The 18,841-nt window shown below is 64.2% G+C and carries 16 protein-coding genes; 8 read left to right on the forward strand and 8 right to left on the reverse strand.

The window, feature by feature from the left end:
• Together SO139_RS27135 and SO139_RS27140 are read left to right on the forward strand one after the other, a co-directional pair.
• Positions 1-359 (forward strand): Lrp/AsnC family transcriptional regulator (locus tag SO139_RS27135; RefSeq protein ID WP_498540954.1); only part of this gene is annotated, 359 nt, incomplete at its 5' end.
• Positions 360-490: 131 nt separating this feature from the next.
• Positions 491-802, forward strand: a complete 312-nt coding sequence (locus SO139_RS27140) for a DUF1272 domain-containing protein (RefSeq protein ID WP_449379760.1) — start codon at positions 491-493, stop codon at positions 800-802.
• Between the two features lie 124 nt (positions 803-926).
• Here SO139_RS27140 and fahA read toward each other — a convergent pair whose 3' ends face one another.
• The 5 genes from fahA to SO139_RS27165 all read right to left on the reverse strand — a co-directional run bounded on the left by fahA (position 927) and on the right by SO139_RS27165 (position 6,484).
• Complete coding sequence (fahA, locus tag SO139_RS27145) at positions 927-2,198, reverse strand: fumarylacetoacetase (RefSeq protein ID WP_449379759.1); 1,272 nt, start codon at positions 2,196-2,198, stop codon at positions 927-929.
• 111 nt (positions 2,199-2,309) lie between these two features.
• Entirely contained in the window at positions 2,310-3,656 is a 1,347-nt protein-coding gene (gene hmgA, locus SO139_RS27150; protein ID WP_449379758.1) for a homogentisate 1,2-dioxygenase, read from the reverse strand.
• A gap of 2 nt (positions 3,657-3,658) precedes the next feature.
• Positions 3,659-4,615, reverse strand: a complete 957-nt coding sequence (locus tag SO139_RS27155; protein ID WP_449379757.1) for an MBL fold metallo-hydrolase — start codon at positions 4,613-4,615, stop codon at positions 3,659-3,661.
• 19 nt (positions 4,616-4,634) lie between these two features.
• Positions 4,635-4,859, reverse strand: a complete 225-nt coding sequence (locus SO139_RS27160) for a DUF2783 domain-containing protein (RefSeq protein ID WP_449379756.1) — start codon at positions 4,857-4,859, stop codon at positions 4,635-4,637.
• A gap of 11 nt (positions 4,860-4,870) precedes the next feature.
• Positions 4,871-6,484, reverse strand: coding sequence for an FAD-dependent oxidoreductase (locus tag SO139_RS27165; protein WP_449379755.1), 1,614 nt, complete (start codon positions 6,482-6,484; stop codon positions 4,871-4,873).
• A 109-nt stretch (positions 6,485-6,593) separates the two neighbouring features.
• On the opposite strand from SO139_RS27165, the gene SO139_RS27170 reads away from it, so the two are divergent.
• Entirely contained in the window at positions 6,594-7,136 is a 543-nt protein-coding gene (locus SO139_RS27170; protein WP_449379754.1) for a MarR family winged helix-turn-helix transcriptional regulator, read from the forward strand.
• Between the two features lie 108 nt (positions 7,137-7,244).
• On the opposite strand, the gene SO139_RS27175 is transcribed toward SO139_RS27170, so the two are convergent.
• Positions 7,245-7,751, reverse strand: coding sequence for an ATP-binding protein (locus SO139_RS27175; protein ID WP_449379753.1), 507 nt, complete (start codon positions 7,749-7,751; stop codon positions 7,245-7,247).
• 261 nt (positions 7,752-8,012) lie between these two features.
• Positions 8,013-8,819, reverse strand: a complete 807-nt coding sequence (locus SO139_RS27180; protein ID WP_449379752.1) for an N-acyl homoserine lactonase family protein — start codon at positions 8,817-8,819, stop codon at positions 8,013-8,015.
• Positions 8,820-9,170: 351 nt separating this feature from the next.
• Here SO139_RS27180 and SO139_RS27185 point away from each other — a divergent pair, with 351 nt between their 5' ends.
• From SO139_RS27185 to SO139_RS27200, 4 genes are all read left to right on the forward strand, one after another.
• Positions 9,171-10,742: a caspase family protein gene (locus SO139_RS27185; protein ID WP_449379751.1), complete on the forward strand. Its 1,572-nt coding sequence runs from the start codon at positions 9,171-9,173 to the stop codon at positions 10,740-10,742.
• A gap of 121 nt (positions 10,743-10,863) precedes the next feature.
• Complete coding sequence (locus tag SO139_RS27190; protein ID WP_449379750.1) at positions 10,864-11,538, forward strand: OmpA family protein; 675 nt, start codon at positions 10,864-10,866, stop codon at positions 11,536-11,538.
• A 156-nt stretch (positions 11,539-11,694) separates the two neighbouring features.
• On the forward strand, positions 11,695-12,624 hold the full coding sequence (locus SO139_RS27195) for an efflux RND transporter periplasmic adaptor subunit (RefSeq protein WP_449379749.1): 930 nt from the start codon (positions 11,695-11,697) through the stop codon (positions 12,622-12,624).
• Positions 12,624-15,788, forward strand: a complete 3,165-nt coding sequence (locus tag SO139_RS27200) for an efflux RND transporter permease subunit (RefSeq protein WP_449379748.1) — start codon at positions 12,624-12,626, stop codon at positions 15,786-15,788. The genes SO139_RS27195 and SO139_RS27200 overlap by 1 nt, the downstream gene beginning before the upstream one ends.
• A 13-nt stretch (positions 15,789-15,801) precedes the next feature.
• On the opposite strand, the gene SO139_RS27205 is transcribed toward SO139_RS27200, so the two are convergent.
• Entirely contained in the window at positions 15,802-16,476 is a 675-nt protein-coding gene (locus SO139_RS27205; protein ID WP_449379747.1) for a Crp/Fnr family transcriptional regulator, read from the reverse strand.
• A 275-nt stretch (positions 16,477-16,751) separates the two neighbouring features.
• On the opposite strand from SO139_RS27205, the gene SO139_RS27210 reads away from it, so the two are divergent.
• On the forward strand, positions 16,752-18,797 hold the full coding sequence (locus SO139_RS27210; RefSeq protein WP_474802277.1) for an AsmA family protein: 2,046 nt from the start codon (positions 16,752-16,754) through the stop codon (positions 18,795-18,797).
• Positions 18,798-18,841 lie beyond the last annotated feature (44 nt).

The raw sequence follows: 18,841 nt of genomic DNA on the forward strand, positions 1-18,841 counted from the left end.
GCATGCGGCTCGAGGAGGAGAAGGTGATCGCGGGCTATCATGCCGACCTCTCCAGCGAGGCGCTCGGCTTCGGCGTCGTCGCCTTCATCCAGGTGACGCTGGCGACGCACTCGCCCGACAATGCCAAGCGATTCCGCACCCTCGTCGGCCGCATCGACGAGATCCAGGAGGCCTATTCACTCACCGGCGATGCCGACTATGTGCTGAAGGCCGTGCTGCGCGATCTCAAGGGCCTCTCCAACCTCGTCAACGACGTGCTGATGCCGCACCAGAGCGTGGCGCATGTGCGCTCCTCGATCGTGCTCGACCGCCTGAAGGAAAGCTCGCGGCTGCCGTTGAAAGGGCTCGCACCTGGCTGAAATCGAGGGAAATGCGGCATTCGCGCATGGTGCGCGATCTGCGATGATCGATGCCGACCTAATTGTTTGAGCATGATCTTTTCGGAAAACCGCTGCACACTTTTGCGGATCATGCTCCGGGAGATTGCGTCATGGCCCTGCAGCTTCGGCCGAACTGCGAATATTGCGACTGCGACCTGCCGCCGAATGCTGCGAACGCGCGGATCTGCTCGTATGAATGCACGTTCTGTGCAGACTGCGTGGAGACGAAACTCTTCAATGTCTGTCCGAACTGCGGCGGTGGTTTCACGCCGCGCCCGATCCGGCCCGCCAAGGAATGGCGGCCGGGCGTGTGCGTGGCCAAGCACGTGCCGTCAGACAAGCGGGTGCATTTGAAGTACAGCCCGGAGGATGTCGCGGCGCATTGCGCAAGGATTCGCGGCGTACCGCCGGCGGAGCGCTGAACTCGTAGGGTGGGCAAAGGCGCGTCAGCGCCGTGCCCACCATCTCTCCGCGAATGCAGCAGACGTGGTGGGCACGGCGCGCGAAGAGCGCGCCTTTGCCCACCCTACAATTCGTGGCGCCGTCCTATTCCGCCGGAAGAATCGTCCCCTCGACCTCGCCGAAGCCGACGCGGTAGCCGTCGCCCTGGCACCAGCCGCGCATCACGAGGCTGTCGCCATCCTCCAGGAACGAACGTTTGGTGCCGCCGGGCAATTCCACGGGCTCGGTGCCATTCCAGGAAATCTCCAGCAGGCTGCCGCGCTGGTTCTTCTCCGGCCCTGATATCGTGCCGCTCCCCAGGAGATCGCCGACATTCATCGCGCAGCCTGAGGAGGCGTGGTGCATCAATTGCTGGACCGAGGACCAGTACATGTACTTGAAATTGGTGCGGCTGATGCTGGCGGGCGCGTTCGTGCCGGCGGCGCGCAAGGAGACGTCGAGCTCGACATCATAGTTCTGCGGCCGGGCTTGCGCGAGATAATCGAGTGGCGCCGGGCTCTGCTCGGGACCTTTAGTGCGGAACGGCTCCAGCGCCTCGCGCGTCACCACCCACGGGCTGATCGAGGTCGCGAAGGCCTTTGCGAGGAACGGGCCGAGCGGCACATATTCCCATTGCTGGATGTCGCGGGCGCTCCAGTCGTTGAGCAGCACGAAGCCGAAAATCATCTCCTCGGCCTGTTGCTCGCTGAGCATGCCGCCCATCGGCGACGGCTGTCCGATGACGACGCCCATCTCCAGTTCGAAATCGAGCCGCTTGCAGGCTGCGAAGCTCGGTACCTCGACATTCGGCGGCTTCAACTGCCCCCGCGGCCGCCTCACCTTGGTGCCGCTGACGACGACGGTCGAGGCGCGTCCGTTATAGCCGATCGGCATGTAGAGCCAGTTCGGCTGCAGCGCGTTGTCCTTGCCGCGGAACATCACGCCGACATTGGTGGCGTGCTCCTTCGACGAGTAGAAATCGGTGTAGCCGGAAACCGCGAATGGCAGATGCAGCCGCACGTCGCGCATCGGCAGCAGAGCCTGCTTGCGCAGCTCCTCGTTGTCGCGCAGCTCCGGATGGTCGTGGCGGAGCAGCTCACTGATCCGCGCCCGCGTCTTTGCCCAGACTTTTGGCCCCAGCGCCATGAACGGATTGAGCGACGGCGCCGAGAACACGCCGAGCGGGCCGACATCCAGGCGGGAGTCCTGCTCGAGCTCCCAGAGGTCGAGCACGTAGTCGCCGATCGCAACGCCGACGCGCGGCGCCGGATAGGCCGCGGTCGAGAACACACCATAGGGGAGGTTCTGGATCGGGAAGTCGGAGGAGGGATCGACGTCGATGAAGGAGCGGAGGCTGGGGTCGTTGGGGTGGGGCACTCATTTCTCCAATCGGAAAATCGTCGTGCCCGGGCTTGACCCGGGCATCCATCACCTCGAAGAGTGATGGATCGCCGGGTCAAGCCCGGCGATGACGAGCAAAACAAATCATCACAGCCTGTTCGGATCGAAGCGCTTCTCCAGGCCTTTCCAGCAATCGGCATAATCGTCCTGCAACATCGACGACTTCGCGGCATGCGCGGTGACGCGCTGGGGGTAGCGGGTCTCGAACATGAAGGCGAGCGTGCCGGTGAGCTTGACCGGCTTGAGCTCGCCGTTGCTGGCGTGATCGAAGGCGTCGCGGTCGGGGCCGTGCGGCAGCATGCAATTGTGGAGCGAGATACCGCCCGGCACAAACCCTTGCGGCTTGGCATCGTAGACGCCGTACACCAGCCCCATGAACTCGCTCATGATGTTCATGTGATACCAGGGCGGCCGGAAGGTGTTGTCCGCGACCATCCAGCGTTCCGGAAAGATGACGAAGTCGATATTCGCCGTGCCCGCCGTCTCCGACGGCGAGGTCAGCACCGTGAAGATCGAGGGATCGGGATGGTCGAAGGCGATCGCGCCGACCGGCGAGAAGGTGCGCAAATCGTATTTGTACGGCGCGTAATTGCCGTGCCAGGCGACCACGTCGATCGGCGAATGGGCTAGCTGCGTCTTGAACAGCGAGCCGCCCCATTTGACGTAGAGCTCGGTCGGCGTGTCCTTGTCTTCGTAGCAGGCGACCGGCGTCAGGAAGTCGCGCGCATTGGCAAGGCAATTGGCGCCGATCGGCCCACGCTCGGGCAGCGTGAAGGCGCCGCCATAGTTTTCGCAGAGGTACCCGCGGGCCGGACCGTTCGGAATCTCCACGCGGAATTTTACGCCGCGCGGGATCACCACGATCTCGCCGGGCTCGGCGTCGATGCGGCCGAACTCGGTGACGAGACGAAGATTGCCCTGCTGGAGCACGAACATCAGCTCGCCGTCGGCATTGTAGAAATGCTGGTCCACCATCGATTTGGTGATGAGGTAGACGTGCGCGGCCATGCCGGCCTGCGTATTGACGTCGCCGGCTGTCGTCATGGTCTGCACGCCCCCAAGGAACGTCACCTCCTCCTGCGGGATCGGCGTCGGGTCCCAGCGCAATTGCGCGATCGGCAGGTCGTATTCATGACACGGCGCCGAGCGCCACAGTCCGGCGTCGACTTTCTCAAAGCGTCCCGAATGCTTGACTGACGGGCGGATGCGATAGAGCCAGGAGCGCTCATTGGTGCCGCGCGGCGCGGTGAAGGGCGAGCCTGACAATTGCTCGGCGTAGAGCCCATAGGCGCAGCGCTGCGGCGAGTTGCGCCCCATCGGCAGCGCGCCCGGCAGCGCCTCCGTTTCAAAGCTGTTGCCGAAGCCGGACATGTAGCCCGGCGTGACCTGGGCCGTGCTGCGAACGATCTGGTCAGGCGAGGTATTGACGTTCATGACTATCCTCCTCCTTGCAAGGCAGCCCACATCTCCTGGTCGCGCTTGTCGGTCCAGATCACGGGGTCGTCGATCCCGGACGCCTCGTCAAAGGCGCGCGACACGTTGAACGGCAGGCAGTGCTCGTAGATGGCAAAGCTCGAAAACTTGGGATCCATCACCTCGCGCGCTGCCGCCATCGTCTCCTTCAGCGTGCGGCCCTTGGCGACGGAGATTTCCGCCGCGCCATAGAGCGTGGTGACGAAGTCGCGTGTCATCGCGATCGCTTCGCGCGCGGTGGTGGTGCCTTTCAGCGCATCGCCGCGGCCCGGCGCGATCGCCTTGGGATTGAAGTTGCGGATCTCGGTCAGCGTCAGCGGCCATTCGCGCAAATGCGCGTCGCCGCAATAACAGGCCGAGTGGTATTCGATGAGATCGCCGGAGAACATCACCTCGGCATCCGGCACCCAGGCGACGATGTCGCCGGAGGTATGGCCGGCCCCGAGCTGCAGCAGCCGCACCTCGCGCTTGCCGAGATAGAGCGACATCTCGCCTTCGAAGGTGAGCGTCGGCCAGGTCAGCCCGGGAATGCTCTGCGCATCCTGGAATAGACGAGGAAATCGACCATACTCGGAATCCCAGTCCTGCTTGCCGCGCTCCTCGATCAGCCGATAGGTCTCCTGTGAGGCGACGATACCTTGCGCCTTGTAGGCGGATGCGCCGAGCACGCGCACGGCGTGATAATGCGACAGCACGACGTATTTGATCGGCTTGTCGGTGACCGTGCGCACGCGCTCGATCACCTTGTTCGCCATCGCCGGCGTTGCCTGCGCGTCGAACACCAGACAGCCGTCCTCACCGACGATGACGGCGGAGTTCGGATCGCCCTCGGCGGTGAAGGCATAGAGATCGGGACCGATCTCGGAGAAGGTGACCTTCTTCTCCGCGAGATCGCCGGTGGATGCGAAGTTCTTCGCCATCAGTTCGTTCCTTGCACGGTTATTGTTGTTGCTGTTGCTGCTGCTGGCCATCGACCATGCGGCGCCTGGCGAGCACGATCGCTTCCTTGAGCACCTCGATGTCGCCGATATGGTTGGCGAGGATCAGGACCAGAGCGGCATCAAAGTCTGCACTCTGCTCCTCCGTCAGACCGCGATGCGCCTCGACGATGGCGCGGAAGGCGTCATCAGGCCGCGCGAAGTTCGAGCTGGTGGAGAGAGCCATTCGCAAAACCTTCAATTCAAGCCTTGAGCGCGCGACAATGCCGCTGCGATTTTCGCTTGCGTTGGATGGCGGAATCGCGCTGCGACGTAGCCGTCGGGCCGCAGCAGATAGGCCGTGTCAGGCTCGGCGTCGTAGCGCTTCGCCAAGAGCCCGTCGGGGTCGATCAGTCCGTTCTCGCGGCCGATACGGATGTCCTTCAAGCCGTCGGGCAGCTCGATGGCCGCATCATTGCCAAACCCGAGCACGGCAAATCCCGTTCCACCCTTGCGGAACATATCGGTCAGATACGCGCCCTCGCCCGCACGCGTCGTGATCGGCGCATCCAGCATGGAACAGCCGGGACGCGGACCACCGCTCCACGGCTCCGCGTCGGCGGAGGACAGCGGCGAGTCATAGCTGCAAGGCACCGAGAGCCGACCGCCATTGACCATGCGCTTGCCGAACTCGGTTTCCTTCGCCAGCGACAGCACCGCCTTGCGCAGCCGCGCCTCCTGATGCGAGTTCGGCGCCATGAAATCCGTCGAGCGGGTCGATTCGCGGATGTTCTCGTCCGCCGCCATGCTGCGTTCGACGTGGTAGCTCTCGAGCAAGGTCACCGGCGATTGGCCGCGCAGCACCCGATCGAGCTTCCAGGACAGATTCTCTGCGTCCTCAAGCCCCGAATTGGCGCCGCGCGCGCCGAAGGGCGAGACCTGGTGCGCGGAGTCGCCGGCGAAGATCACGCGGCCATGGATGAAGCGATCCATACGCCGGCACTGGAATTTGTAAAGCGAGATCCATTCGAAATCGAACTGGTCGTGCCCAAGCATGCGCGCAATCCGCGGCCGCACGTTTTCCGGCTTCTTCTCGACGCTGGGGTCGGCATAGCGATTGAGCTGGAGGTCGATGCGCCAGACGTCGTCAGGCTGCTTGTGCAAGAGCGCCGAGCGCCCGGCATGAAACGGCGGATCGAACCAGAACCAGCGTTCGGTCGGGAATTCTGCGGTCATCTTGACGTCGGCGATCAGGAATTGATCCTCGAACACCTGGCCGGCGAATTCCGCACCGACCATCTGCCGCAGCGAGGAGCGCGCGCCGTCGCAGGCGACGACGTACTGCGCGGAGATGCGATAGGCGCCTTCGGGCGTCTCGATCGTCAGCACGGCGGAATCGTTGCGCTGCTCGAGCGCCGTCACCTTGTTGCGCCAGCGCAGGTCGATCTCCGACAGATCCCTAATGCGATCGACGAGATAGGCTTCGGCGTAATATTGCTGGAGGTTGATGAAGGCGGGCCGCTTGTGCCCCTCCTCCGGCAAGAGGTTGAACTGGTAGAGCTGGGACTCGCCGTGGAAGATCCTGCCGACGCTCCACACCACGCCCTTCTCGACCATGCGGTCGCCGACGCCGAGCCGATCCCAATATTCCAGCGAGCGTTTTGAAAAGCAGATCGCACGCGAGCCCTCGCCGATGCGATCCGCGTCATCCAGCAGCACCACGCGCTGGCCGCGCTGCGCCAGATCGATCGCAAGCGACAGCCCAACCGGCCCGGCACCCACGACCACGGTCGCGTGCTCGGCCGGAGTCTGGTCGGGGCGATCCTGGTCGGGGTGGCGGCGATAGCCGAACTGGGTTTTTGCCTGCGCCATGCGCTAACCTTTCGCTCTGGTCAGGAGGGGACTTATCTGCTAGATAGTCTCACGTGCAACTATCTTGGACCGGCGACCGCCGTCCGTCAACTGGCATTCGGAGCGATTTTTGACGAGGACATTGGGCGATACCGCGCTGAAGGCGAAGGAAGCGGAAGAGGCATCGCCGAAGCCCAAGGCGCGGCTCGATCTGTTCAAGTTCGTGCCGTTCCGCCTCAACCGGCTGGCGGCGGAGGTGAGCTCCGCGCTTGCGGTCGAGTACCAGGAGCAGCACGGGCTCGACATTCCGGCCTGGCGCGTGCTTGCCACGCTGGGCTTCCGCAACGACGCCTGTAGCGCGCAGTTCATCTCGCAATGCACCCGCACGCACAAATCCACGATCAGCCGCGCGGTCACTGCGCTGCTGCATGACGCCCTGATCGAGCGCGTCGAGAACGAAGCCGACCGCCGCGAATTCCGCCTGCAGCTCACGAAGAAGGGTCGCGCGCTCTATGAAGAGCTGTTCCCGCAATTGTTGCGGCGGGAGGACGAAATCCTCAGCTGCCTTTCCACGCAAGAGCGCAAGCAATTGTCGGCGCTGCTCGGCAAGATCGAGCAGAGTCTGGATCTGATCCAGACCAGCGAAGAGGCGGATGCCAAGCAGGCGTATTAGTACTCGTAAGCATGGGCGAAATCGCTCGGCACCTCGCTGAGATCTGCTGTCCGTGAGCGAACCCGGTTCGTCCGCAACGATCCCGGCGCTTTTGCCCCCGCCGCATTGTCAATTTCCCAGACGCTCGCAAACGTAACTAACGCTCTCTTCGATCGAAATCTTCGATGTGTCCAACAATTCGAATCCGCCCGCCTCGGCCTCGCGTCGAAGAAATTTTGCCCAATTCATCATCTCTGCATTGGCCAAATCCGGTTGGTTGCGCTCGCTACAAAGGCGATGCGTTCGGGTCGCATCGTCACAATGCACCAGCACTATGCGAGCCCGCGCAATTCCAGCAATTGCCAGCCCCTCCTTTATGAACGACAGGCGCATCTGGCCTTCAAACAGGATAGGATGAGCGTCAGGTTCGTTCGCGATCCGAACCAGCCACTCAATGGTCATCGCGCGCTGCCAACCGCCTCCGGACCCCCACCCCGCTAACCGTTCCTCTGGTGACGGCACACCAATGCTATCGAACAGGAACACGCGAGCCAGTTCGGGATGTTGCTGCTGTATCCTGTCTGCAATCGTCGTCTTGCCCGAGCCCGATGCACCTGTAAGGATGACTAGCCCCATAGTCGACTCACGCGCGACGACACTGCGCAATCATCGTTCGGCGCCATCATCGCCTTCTCTAAGTCCGCACGCATGGCAGTACCGTATTATACTCGACCGATTTACACAACTTACGCTTGCAACCCCAACTGGGGCCCGCATCCTTCGTGACGGCCGCTGCGCGGCCTCCTCAGGATGGGGGATTGAGAGCGGGGTTTCGCTCCCTCACCTCTTCATTCCGGGGCGCGACGAAGTCGCGAGCCCCGGAATGACGGAGATACATCACTTCACAAACGACCGCGTCGGCGGCAGATGCAGCGCCCAGGCATCGACCTTGTCGCTGGCGCGCGGATAGAGCTCGGTGACGAGTGGATCATGTCCGGGGATGAAGCGATCTGGATGACCGGCGAGGCGCTCGATCGTTTCCCAGCCTGCGGCCATGTCGCCGACATTGTAGACGATCGGGAACGGGCTGCGCCGCTGCAGATTGGCGTAGTAATGCGCGGCGTCGGAGGCGAGCACCACAGGCCCGCGCGCCGTCTCGACCCTGACGACCTGCAAGCCGTCGGAATGGCCGCCAACGCGGTGCACGGTCACGCCGGGCGCGACCTCGCCATCGCCCGCATAGAACGTGACGCGCTCGCCATAGACATGGCGCACCATCTGCGTGACGTGCTCGACCGAGAACGGATGTCGCAATAAGCCGTTGCATATGCAGCGGCCTGTCGCGTAAGCCATCTCGCGCTCCTGCAGATGGAAGCGCGCGTTCGGGAAGCGATCGAGATTGCCGGCGTGGTCGTAATGCAGATGCGTCACGATGATGTCGGCAATGGCTGATGCCTTGACGCCAAAGCGCTCCAGCGCGTCGACCGGATTGAGCGTCAGCTTGCGGGCGCGCAAGGACGCTTCCTCGGCGTTGAAGCCGGTATCGACGAGGATGTCGCGGCCCTGCCCTCGGATCAGCCAGACGAAATAGTCAAGATCCTGCGCGGCGCTCTCATGCGGGTCCGGCGACAGGAAGTTCATGTGGGGGGTGCGGGGCGACATCGTCGCGTAGCGCAGCGCGTAGACTTCGTAGAGGTTTCCCATGGTTGCACTTTTTTCGTTGAGGGGAGCCTGAAGATCACCAAGCCACCGCCGGACGCAAAGGTCAAACGCGCCTCGCGTGCGGCCGAGATGTGAGACCGATCACATTTTTGTCGCGATGGCTGCGCTAAGAGATATATCCGCCGGACCCTCCCCCTCCGATCGAGCAATGCCGTGACAGCCGCTTTGGCCCCTCCATCTTTCCCCAGCGTCGCGGTCAATTGTCGCGATAATGCCGTGTCTCCAAGCGGTTGACGCCCCCACCCCCCGGTTTGATAATGCAAATTGCGTAAGTTAAGGTCGCCGCGGCGCAAAGCTTGCGAACGGCGCCTTTTTGGCTGGACCGCGCTCGTTATGAAGATTCGCTTTCTTTCGCTTCTGCTCCCGATGTTCTGGGTCGTCCTGACCGCGCCATCCTTTGCCGCCGGCGACCGCTATGCGCTGGTCATCGGCAATGCCAAATACCCGGATGCCGACAGCCCGCTGAAGGAGCCGATCAACGACGCACGCGACGTCGCCGACGAGCTCAAGCATGACGGATTTACCGTCGATGTCGGCGAGAACCTGACCGGCGACGGCATGCGCCGCGCCTTCGACAAGCTCTATGGCAAGGTCAAGCCCGGCGCGGTCGTGCTGGTGTTCTACAGTGGCTTCGGCATCCAGTCGGCACGCCAGAGCTACATGATCCCGGTCGACGCCCAGATCTGGACCGAGTCCGACGTGCGCCGCGACGGCTTCAGCATCGAGACCGTGCTCGGCGAGATCAACACCCGCGGCGCGGGCGTCAAGATCGCGCTGATCGATGCCTCCCGGCGCAACCCGTTCGAGCGTCGGTTCCGCAGCTTCTCCGCGGGCCTCGCCCCCGTGATCGCGCCGAACGGCACGCTGGTGATGTATTCGGCGGCGTTGAGCTCGGTGACCTCGGATGCCGGTGGTGACCGCAGCCTGTTCGTCCAGGAGCTTTTGAAGGAAATCCGCGTCCCCGACCTGATGGCGGAGGAAACGCTGAACCGCACCAAGATGGGCGTCACCCGTGCCTCGCGCAACGAGCAGGTGCCGTGGATCTCGTCCTCGCTGGCCGAGGATTTCTCCTTCATTCCCGGCGCCGGCGGATCGCGGCCGACCGCCACGGCGCAGCCGCCGAACCCACCCGCGCCCACGCCGCCGGTGGTTGCCAACAACCCGCCGCCTGCGCCGACGCCTGCACAAACTCCGGCACAAACTCCCGCTGCCCCGGCACCGCCCGCCCCGCCGAAGCCGCAGGTCGAAGCAAATGTCGCTCCGCCTCCCGCTCCCGCGCCGGCTCCTGCGCCGTCACCGAAGCCGCAGGTTGAGGCGGCTATTCCCCCGCCGCAGCCGCCGGCGAAGCCGGCCGACGCCGGCACCAGCCCCAATACCGGCGACACCGGACCGAGCCAGGCCACGCTGGCCGACGATCCGACCATCAAGGGCCTGACCGCCAAGATTGCGGCCAACCCCGACGACGTGAACGCGCTGTACCGGCGGGGCCAGGTCTATGCCAGCAAGGGCGCCTATAACCTTGCGATCAAGGATTTCGACGATACGATCCGGATCAATCCCAAGGACGTCGAGGCCCTGAACAACCGTTGCTGGACCCGCACCGTGATCGGCGACCTCCAGGGCGCGCTGAAGGATTGCAACGAGGCCCTGCGGCTGCGCCCGAACTTCGTCGATGCGCTCGACAGCCGGGGCCTGGTCAACCTGAAATCCGGCGCGGTGAAGAACGCCATCGCGGATTTCGATGCGGCGCTGAAGATCAACCCGCGCCTGACCTCATCGCTTTATGGACGGGGCCTTGCCAAGCAGCGCAACGGCTCGGCCCCAGAAGGCGCGCTGGACATTGCGAACGCCAAGGCGATGGATCCGAACATCGTCCAGGAGTTTGCAAGCTACGGAGTCCGTTGATATTTTTTTGAGATTCGAGGCGCGGCCTCGAACCCCCGAGAGCCCCGCGGAGACCAAGGGAAGGATGCCGCAAGGGCTCTTCCGGGCTCGTTGCAGGAATTTTTTGCAGGAGGGACTGGCAATGAGATTGGCTGCAAAGGGTGTGACCGCGATCCTCTCGATCCTCACGATCGGCGCCGCACTGACGCTGCCGCTATCGAGCGCATTCGCTGGCGACGACAAGGACACCAATAACAACGTCACCGAGGACCAGATCGTCCGGGCGCTGGCGCCGCCGAAGAAGCCCCTGACCCGTGGCCTCTCGATCGGACCGCAAACCACCGATCCAGCGCCGAGCGCCGCCGAGACCAAATTGCTCCAGAGCGTGCGGGGCCGCGCCACGCGCTCGCTCTCAGTGGCCGAACGCGAGGAAATCGCAACCGCCGCCAAGGACAAGCCGAATATCGATCTCGAGATCACCTTCGACTACAACTCAGCCAACATCAGTGCCAAGTCGATGCCATCCGTGCAGGCGCTCGGCCGCGCGCTGACCAATCCCGACCTCAAGGGCTCGACCTTCGTCGTCGCCGGCCACACCGACGCCGCCGGCGGCGAGGCCTATAACCAGGACCTGTCGGAGCGCCGCGCGGACGCGATCAAGCGCTACCTCATCGACAAGTACAGCATTTCCGCAGGTGATCTCGTCACCGTCGGCTATGGCAAGAGCAAGCTGAAGGATCCGAGCCAGCCGATGGCGGAGGTCAATCGCCGGGTGCAGGTCGTCAATATGGAAAACAAGACTACTGCGGCCAAATAACCCCGACACGTTGTGCAAGTGACCGGTCGTGTGGTGTAAGTTCGTGCGTCCGACGCGCGTCCCGCAGCCTTGCGGGACGCAGCTTCGTTTCGGGGAAACTCTTTCAGTGGCAGGCCGCGAGCCGGCGACAGCGAGCCAGGCCAGGATGATCCGGCGATGAACATCACCGAATATATCAAGCCCGCGGGAACCGCGGCGTTCATCGTTGTGCTCGGCGTCGGCTATTACTGGTTCGAGAACCGCCATCGCCCGGAGGTGAAGGAAACACCCGGAGACGCCGTCGTGGTCGTGACGAAATCGACCAATGCCTGCTTTTCCGATCTGGTGCGCGTGACCGGCTTTTTCGTGCCGCGCCGCGAGGCCGTGGTGACCGTCGACCAGGAAGGGTCGCGCGTCACCGACCTCTTCGTCGCCGAAGGCGCCACGGTCACTGAGAACCAGGAACTGGCGCGATTGAGCCCGCCCCCGCAGATGCCAGGACAGCCGGCACGGCCGGGACCGCAAGGACCGATCTCGCTCAAGGCGCCTGCCGCGGGCCTCGTCACCGAAGTCCGCACCGTCGTCGGTGCCCCGGCCTCGCCGCAGGCGGGTCCGATGTTCCGCATTGCCGTGGGCGGTGAGATCGAGCTCGATGCGCAGGTGCCGGCCGTGCATATGACCAAGCTCAATCCCGGCGCCACGGTGCGGATCAGCAGGGACGATGCTCCCGACCTGATCGGGCGCGTCCGGCTGGTCTCACCCGAGATCGACCGCGCCACGCAGCTCGGCCACGTCCGGATCAGCGTTGCCAACAATCCGTCACTGAGGGTCGGCATGTTCGCCCGCGCCTCCATCGACGCCAAGCGGAGCTGCGGCGTTGCGGTTCCCAAAACCGCCATTGACCATCTCACCGTCCAGGTGGTCAAAGGGAACACGGTCGAGACGCGACGGGTGCGGGTCGGGCTGACGTCCGACACCGCAACGGAAATCCTGGAAGGTCTCGACGTCGGCGAAATCGTCGTGGCCGACGCCGGCTCTTCGCTCCATGACGGCGACCAGATCAAGACCGTCTTCGCCGATGAACTCGATCGATCGCGAGTACGCTGATGGCTCTCAATATCTCGGCATGGTCGATCCGCAATCCGCTGCCGTCGGTCGTCTTCTCCATCATTCTCCTGATCCTGGGCTGGGTGTCCTTCACCAAGCTCGCGGTGACGCGATTGCCTTCGGCCGACATCCCCGTGATCTCGGTCGCGGTGTCGCAATTCGGCGCAGCTCCCGCCGAGCTTGAATCCCAGGTCACGAAGACGGTTGAAGACGCGGTCTCCGGCGTCGAGGGCGTGCGACACATCACTTCGCAGATCACCGACGGCCTGTCGGTGACCACGATCCAGTTCGCGCTCGAAACCAACACCGACCGCGCGCTGAACGACGTCAAGGACGCGGTCACGCGGGTGCGCTCCAACCTGCCGCAGAACGTCACCGAGCCCTTGATCCAGCGCGTCGACGTCATCGGCCTGCCGATCGTCACCTATGCCGCGATCTCGCCCGGCAAGACACCAGAACAGCTCTCCTATTTCGTCGACGACGTGGTCAAACGCGCGCTGCAGGGCGTGCGCGGCGTCGCCCAGGTCGAGCGCATCGGCGGTGTCGAGCGCGAGATTCTGGTCTCGCTCGATCCCGACCGGTTACAGGCCATGGGGCTGACGGCCGTCAATGTCAGCCAGAGCCTGCGCGGCACCAATGTCGACGTCGCCGGTGGCCGCGCCGAGATCGGCAAGAACGACCAGGCGATCCGGACACTGGCCGGCGCCAAGACGCTGAGCGATCTGGCCGGCACCATGATCCCGCTGTTCGGCGGCGGCGAGGTCCGGCTCGACGATCTCGGCACCGTCACCGACACCATCGCCGACCGCCGCACCTTCGCCCGCTTCAACGGCGAGCCGGTCGTCGCCCTCGGCATCAAGCGCTCCAAGGGCGCCAGCGACGTGGTGGTGGCCGCCGCCGTGCAGAAGCGCATCGATGCGCTCAAGATCGCCTATCCCGACGTCGACCTGAAATTGATCGACACCTCGGTCGAATATACCAAGGGCAATTACGAGGCGGCGATCTCGACCCTGTTCGAGGGTGCGATCCTTGCCGTCATCATCGTGCTGCTGTTCCTGCGCGACCTGCGCGCCACCATCATCGCCGCGATCTCGCTGCCGCTGTCGATCTTCCCGGCCTTCTGGGCGATGGACCTGCTCGGCTTCTCGCTCAACCTCGTCAGCTTCCTCGCCATCACGCTGTCGACCGGTATTCTGGTCGACGACGCCATCGTCGAGATCGAGAACATCGTGCGGCACATGAACATGGGCAAGTCGCCCTACCGTGCCGCGCTGGAAGCTGCCGACGAGATCGGGCTCGCGGTCATCGCGATCTCGTTGACGATCATCGCGATCTTTGCCCCCGCGAGCTTCATGTCCGGCATCGCCGGGCAGTTCTTCAAGCAGTTCGGCATCACCGTCTCGGTACAGGTGTTCTTCTCGCTGCTTGCCGCGCGCTTCGTCACCCCGATGCTGGCCGCCTATTTCCTCAAGCATCACAATCACCAGGAGCCGCCACCCGGCCGCGTGCTGCGCACCTACCACAAGATCGTGGCATGGTCGGTGAAGCACTATTTCATCACCGTGCTGATCGGCTTCGGCATTTTCGCTGCCTCGATCTGGAGCATCACGCTGTTGCCGCAGGGCTTCCTGCCGGCGCAGGACAGCGCACGATCGCTGCTTGCGATCGAGCTGCCGCCGGGCACCCAGCTCTCCTATACCGAGAAGGTCACCGAGGACATCGTCGCGCGCCTGCGCCAGCGGCCCGAGGTCAAGAGCATATTCGTCGACGGCGGCCGAGTCCCGCCGGGCACGCAGGAGGTCCGGCGCGCCTCCCTGATTATCAACTATACACCGAAGCGCGACCGCAAGATCACCCAGCGCGAGCTGGAATCCTCGATCAGCCAGGAGCTCGAGAGCATCCCCGACATCCGCTTCTGGTTCCTCGACGAGAACGGCCTGCGCGCAATCTCGCTGGTCGTCACCGGCGTCGACGCCAACATCGTCAACAACGTCGCGAGCGAGCTTGCGACGCAGATGAAGCGGATCCCGACCATCTCCGACGTGATCTCGGAAACCGCGCTCGAACGGCCCGAGCTGCGTATCGAGCCCCGCGCCGAGCTTGCGGCGCGGCTCGGCGTCTCGACCGAAATCCTGTCGCAGACCATCCGCGTCGCGACCATCGGCGACGTCGGACCTGCGCTCGCGAAGTTCGACGTCGGCGACCGGCTGGTGCCGATCCGCGTTCAGCTCGAAGATGCCGCGCGTGGCAATCTGAAAACGCTCGAACAGTTGCGGGTGCCGCTCGGCGAGCATGGCGAGAAGGGCGGCGTGCCACTCTCGGTCATCGCCGACGTCAAGCTCGACCAGGGTCCGACCACCATCAACCGCTATGACCGGGAACGCCAGGCGACCGTCGCCGCCGACCTCGTCGGCCACGCCGCCCTCGGCGATGCCACCAAGAAGATCTACGAGCTGCCGGTGATGAAGAGCCTGCCGAAGGGCGTGAGGGTCAGCCCGTCCGGCGACGCCGAAAGCCTGAACGAGCTGTCGGATGGCTTTGCCACCGCGATCACCGCCGGCCTGTTGATGGTCTACGCCGTGCTGGTGCTGCTGTTCGGCACCTTCCTGCAGCCGATCACCATCTTGTTCTCGCTGCCGCTGTCGATCGGCGGCGCGATCGCGGCGCTGCTCGTGACCGGCAAGCAACTGACCACGCCGGTGTGGATCGGGATTTTGATGCTGATGGGCATCGTGACCAAGAACGCGATCATGCTGGTCGAATTCGCGATCGAAGCGATCCACGCGGGCAAGCCGCGCGACGAAGCCATGATCGACGCCGGCATGAAGCGCGCCCGCCCGATCGTGATGACCACGATCGCAATGGTCGCCGGCATGATGCCGAGCGCGCTCGCGGTCGGCGCCGGCGGCGAGTTCCGCTCGCCGATGGCGCTCGCGGTGATCGGCGGCCTGATCTTCTCGACCGTGCTGTCGCTGGTCTTCGTGCCCGCGATGTTCATGGTGATGGACGACATCGGCGCGCTGATCTGGCGCTTCGGCAAGCGACTGATCGTGCACAGCGCCGATACGGACGCCGACGAGCACCATGCTGCGCCGACGGCTGCGGCTGCGCCTACTCAAGCGACGCCGGTGCCGAAGAGCATTGTGCATCCGGCCGCGGAGTAGGTGTTACCTACCCCTATTCATTCCGCGCGATCGACGTCAGCTTGGGCATGTTCTTGAGCAGGATCCGACCGCGCTGCAGGTCGAGGATCGCTTCCTTGCGCCAGGCCTGGAGCTGACGGTTGACGCTTTCGCGGGCGGCGCCGACGAAGATGCCGAGCTGCTCCTGCGAAATATGCACCTCCGAGCCGAAATCGGCGGCGAGCGCGCAGAGCCTGCGGGCAAGCCGCACCGGCAGAGGCTGGAGCATGGATTCTTCCATGCGCTCGCTCTGCCAGCGGATGCGCTGGCAGAGCAGCATGATGATCTTGATCGCGACCTTCGGCTCGCGCTCCAGGAAGGTGAGGAAGTCCTCGCGCCGCAGCACGAACAACTCGCTGGCCTCGCCCGCGGTTGCATCCGCGGTGCGGTCCTGGCCGTCGAGCACGGCGACCTCGCCGAACAGGTCTCCCGGTCCCATGAAATTCAGCGTCAGCCGACTGCCGTCGGAGGCACCGGTTTCGATCCGGACCTGGCCGCGGCGGACGCCGAACAGCGCATCGCCGGGGTCGCCCTTCTGGAACAGCACTTCGCCATTCGCCAGATGCTGGGTGTGGCAGAGATTGGACAAGCGCTGAAGTTCGTCCGCACCGAGGTCGGCGAACATCGCATTCATTTTCAGAATGACCGCAAATTCGGCCTGTTTGCTCATTGCAATTCCCTTTTTCAGATTTCTTGGTAGTCCCCCTGGCAAATCCCCCTCGGCAATCCCTTGGCAAACCCTTGGCAATTCCCTTGGAACCATCAACATCAGATTTCGCGGAAAACCCGCGGAGGGAAGTGTGTCATAAGTCACATAACTTTGCAGCACCCCCTGTTTATTTTTGGCAGCTTGGAGCGGTTTCCCCTCCCGGGATAGACTGACGGGCAACGGACGGGTTATCGGCCCGGCCGGGTTCGACGCCGCTATCCGTTTGGAAAGTCGACATGAGAGCAGTGAAATTCGCCGGCGCTGCGGTCGCCGCCGTCATCATCGTCATCGCGCTTCTACTGGTGATCGGGGTCCCCTCCGGATTCCTGACCTCGGCGATTACCTCGCGGGTGGAAAGCGCGACCGGCTACCGCCTGACGATCGCCGGCAACACGAAGGTCAGCCTGTGGCCGACGCTGAACGTGACGCTGAGCGACCTCACGCTCCAGGATCCGAAGGACCGCACCGGCATCAGCCGCCTCACCGTCGATAGCGTTCAGGCCGACATGTCGCTGGCGAGCGTGTGGTCGGGCCATCCGAGGATCGGCGATCTCCTCGTCACCCATCCCGTACTCTACCAGCCGCTGCTGCGCGAGCGCATGCCGAACGCGGCCGCGGCATCGAAGCCGGCGGTGCCGCTGGCCGCCGGTGACGTCAGCATCGATCGCATCAAGGTCACCGACGGTGAAGTGGCGTTCTCGGTCGCGCGCGACCGTGTCGAGAGCCGGCTCAGCGCGATCAATGCGGACGCGACCGTGAATGCCGATCGCAAGGTCAACTTCAAGGGCACGGCGCGGGCTGGCGATCACGGGATCAAGTTCGACATCAAGGCCGTGGTGCCCACGGCGCCGGTCGAGCGGCAGACGATTCCGCTCGACTTCGCCGTCGACGCGCCGAGCCTGCTGCAATCGCAGCTCGGCGGCCACGCCGAGGCGCGGCTGAACGGCTCAATCGTGATGATCAACGGCATCACCGGCACGCTCGGCGATGGCGCGTTCAACGGCTGGGCCTCGGTCGACATCGCCAGCAAACCGCTGCTCAAGCTCGATCTCGACTTCCAGCGGCTCGACATTCCCCTGTCGAAATCCGCCGACGGTGCCGCCGGTCAACCCTGGAGCGATGCGCCGATCAGCGTCTCCGGACTCAACTATGTCGACGCGCAGATGAGGGTCTCGGCGACCGAGGCCAATATCGGCGAAGCACGTTTTGCGCCTCTCGCGGTTGATGCAAAGCTCGCCGGCGGCGTGCTGAAGGCCGGCACGACCGATCTCGGCGCCTATGGCGGCCAGGTCTCCGGCGAGGTGATTTTGGATGCGACCGGCGGTGCGCCGAACTTTGCCATGCATTCCGACCTCGTCGGCGTGCGCGCATTGCCGCTGCTCAAGGGGCTCGCCGATTTCGACCGGCTCGACGGCAAGCTGCAGGCAAAGATCGCGGTGCGCTCCGCAGGCACCAGCCAGCGCGCGCTGATGGCGAACATGCAGGGCACGGTGTTCGCCAACTTCCAGGACGGCGCCATCCGCGGCATCAATGTCGCGCAGATGATCCGATCGCTAACCACGTCCACCTTGTCCGGCTGGCAGGACAGCCAGGAGCAGAGCACGGATCTGACGCAGCTCTCTGCCTCCTTCCGCATCGACAAGGGCCAGGCGGTGACGACCGATCTCAACCTGATCGGCCCGCTGGTGCGCGTGACCGGCGCCGGCACGATCGCGCTCGACACCAAGATGATGGGTTTTCGCGTCGAACCGAAACTGGTGATGACCACCGAGGGCCAGGGCCGCACCTCCGATCCCGTCGGCTTCGGCATTCCCGTGATGATCGAGGGCTCCTGGTCGCAGCCGAAAATCTATCCGGACATGGCGGGCGTGCTCGACAATCCGGAGGCGGCCTACGCAAAGCTGCGCGAAATGGGCAAGGGCCTGTTTGGTCCCGATGGCGCCGGACTCGGCAACATCCTGGGCAGCTTCGGTCTCGGCGGCACTGCGCCAAGCGGAAACAATGCCGGCAATGCCAATCCTCAAGGCCAGCCGTCGCAAAACAATCCGCTCGGCGGCGCGCTGGGCGAGGCGATCGGCAATCTGATCCAGCAGGGCCTGTCCGGCGCCGCCCCCGGGACCAGCACCGGCCGCAGCCGCGGCCTGCCCGGAACGCCGGCGCATCCGGCGCCGCAAGCCTCGCCGACGCCGCCGGCCCAGAACACCCCGCCCGACAATCCGCCCGCCGAGCAGCAAGACAGCCAGCCGATGAATGACGTGCTGCGTCAGTTGTTTAACCGGTAGTTTTTGCAACAGCGGGTGTTCCTTTGGGCAGCCTTTGCCGGGGT

Source organism: Bradyrhizobium sp. UFLA05-89 (assembly GCF_059803475.1).

Coding starts and splice junctions, on each gene's coding strand:
- SO139_RS27180 (WP_449379752.1), bottom strand. CDS start 8,819: ATGGGAAACCTCTACGAAGTCTACGCGCTGCGCTACGCGACGATGTCG.
- hmgA (WP_449379758.1), bottom strand. CDS start 3,656: ATGAACGTCAATACCTCGCCTGACCAGATCGTTCGCAGCACGGCCCAG.
- SO139_RS27165 (WP_449379755.1), bottom strand. CDS start 6,484: ATGGCGCAGGCAAAAACCCAGTTCGGCTATCGCCGCCACCCCGACCAG.
- SO139_RS27155 (WP_449379757.1), bottom strand. CDS start 4,615: ATGGCGAAGAACTTCGCATCCACCGGCGATCTCGCGGAGAAGAAGGTC.
- SO139_RS27140 (WP_449379760.1), top strand. CDS start 491: ATGGCCCTGCAGCTTCGGCCGAACTGCGAATATTGCGACTGCGACCTG.
- SO139_RS27185 (WP_449379751.1), top strand. CDS start 9,171: ATGAAGATTCGCTTTCTTTCGCTTCTGCTCCCGATGTTCTGGGTCGTC.
- SO139_RS27175 (WP_449379753.1), bottom strand. CDS start 7,751: ATGGGGCTAGTCATCCTTACAGGTGCATCGGGCTCGGGCAAGACGACG.
- SO139_RS27195 (WP_449379749.1), top strand. CDS start 11,695: ATGAACATCACCGAATATATCAAGCCCGCGGGAACCGCGGCGTTCATC.
- SO139_RS27200 (WP_449379748.1), top strand. CDS start 12,624: ATGGCTCTCAATATCTCGGCATGGTCGATCCGCAATCCGCTGCCGTCG.
- SO139_RS27190 (WP_449379750.1), top strand. CDS start 10,864: ATGAGATTGGCTGCAAAGGGTGTGACCGCGATCCTCTCGATCCTCACG.
- SO139_RS27205 (WP_449379747.1), bottom strand. CDS start 16,476: ATGAGCAAACAGGCCGAATTTGCGGTCATTCTGAAAATGAATGCGATG.
- SO139_RS27210 (WP_474802277.1), top strand. CDS start 16,752: ATGAGAGCAGTGAAATTCGCCGGCGCTGCGGTCGCCGCCGTCATCATC.
- SO139_RS27160 (WP_449379756.1), bottom strand. CDS start 4,859: ATGGCTCTCTCCACCAGCTCGAACTTCGCGCGGCCTGATGACGCCTTC.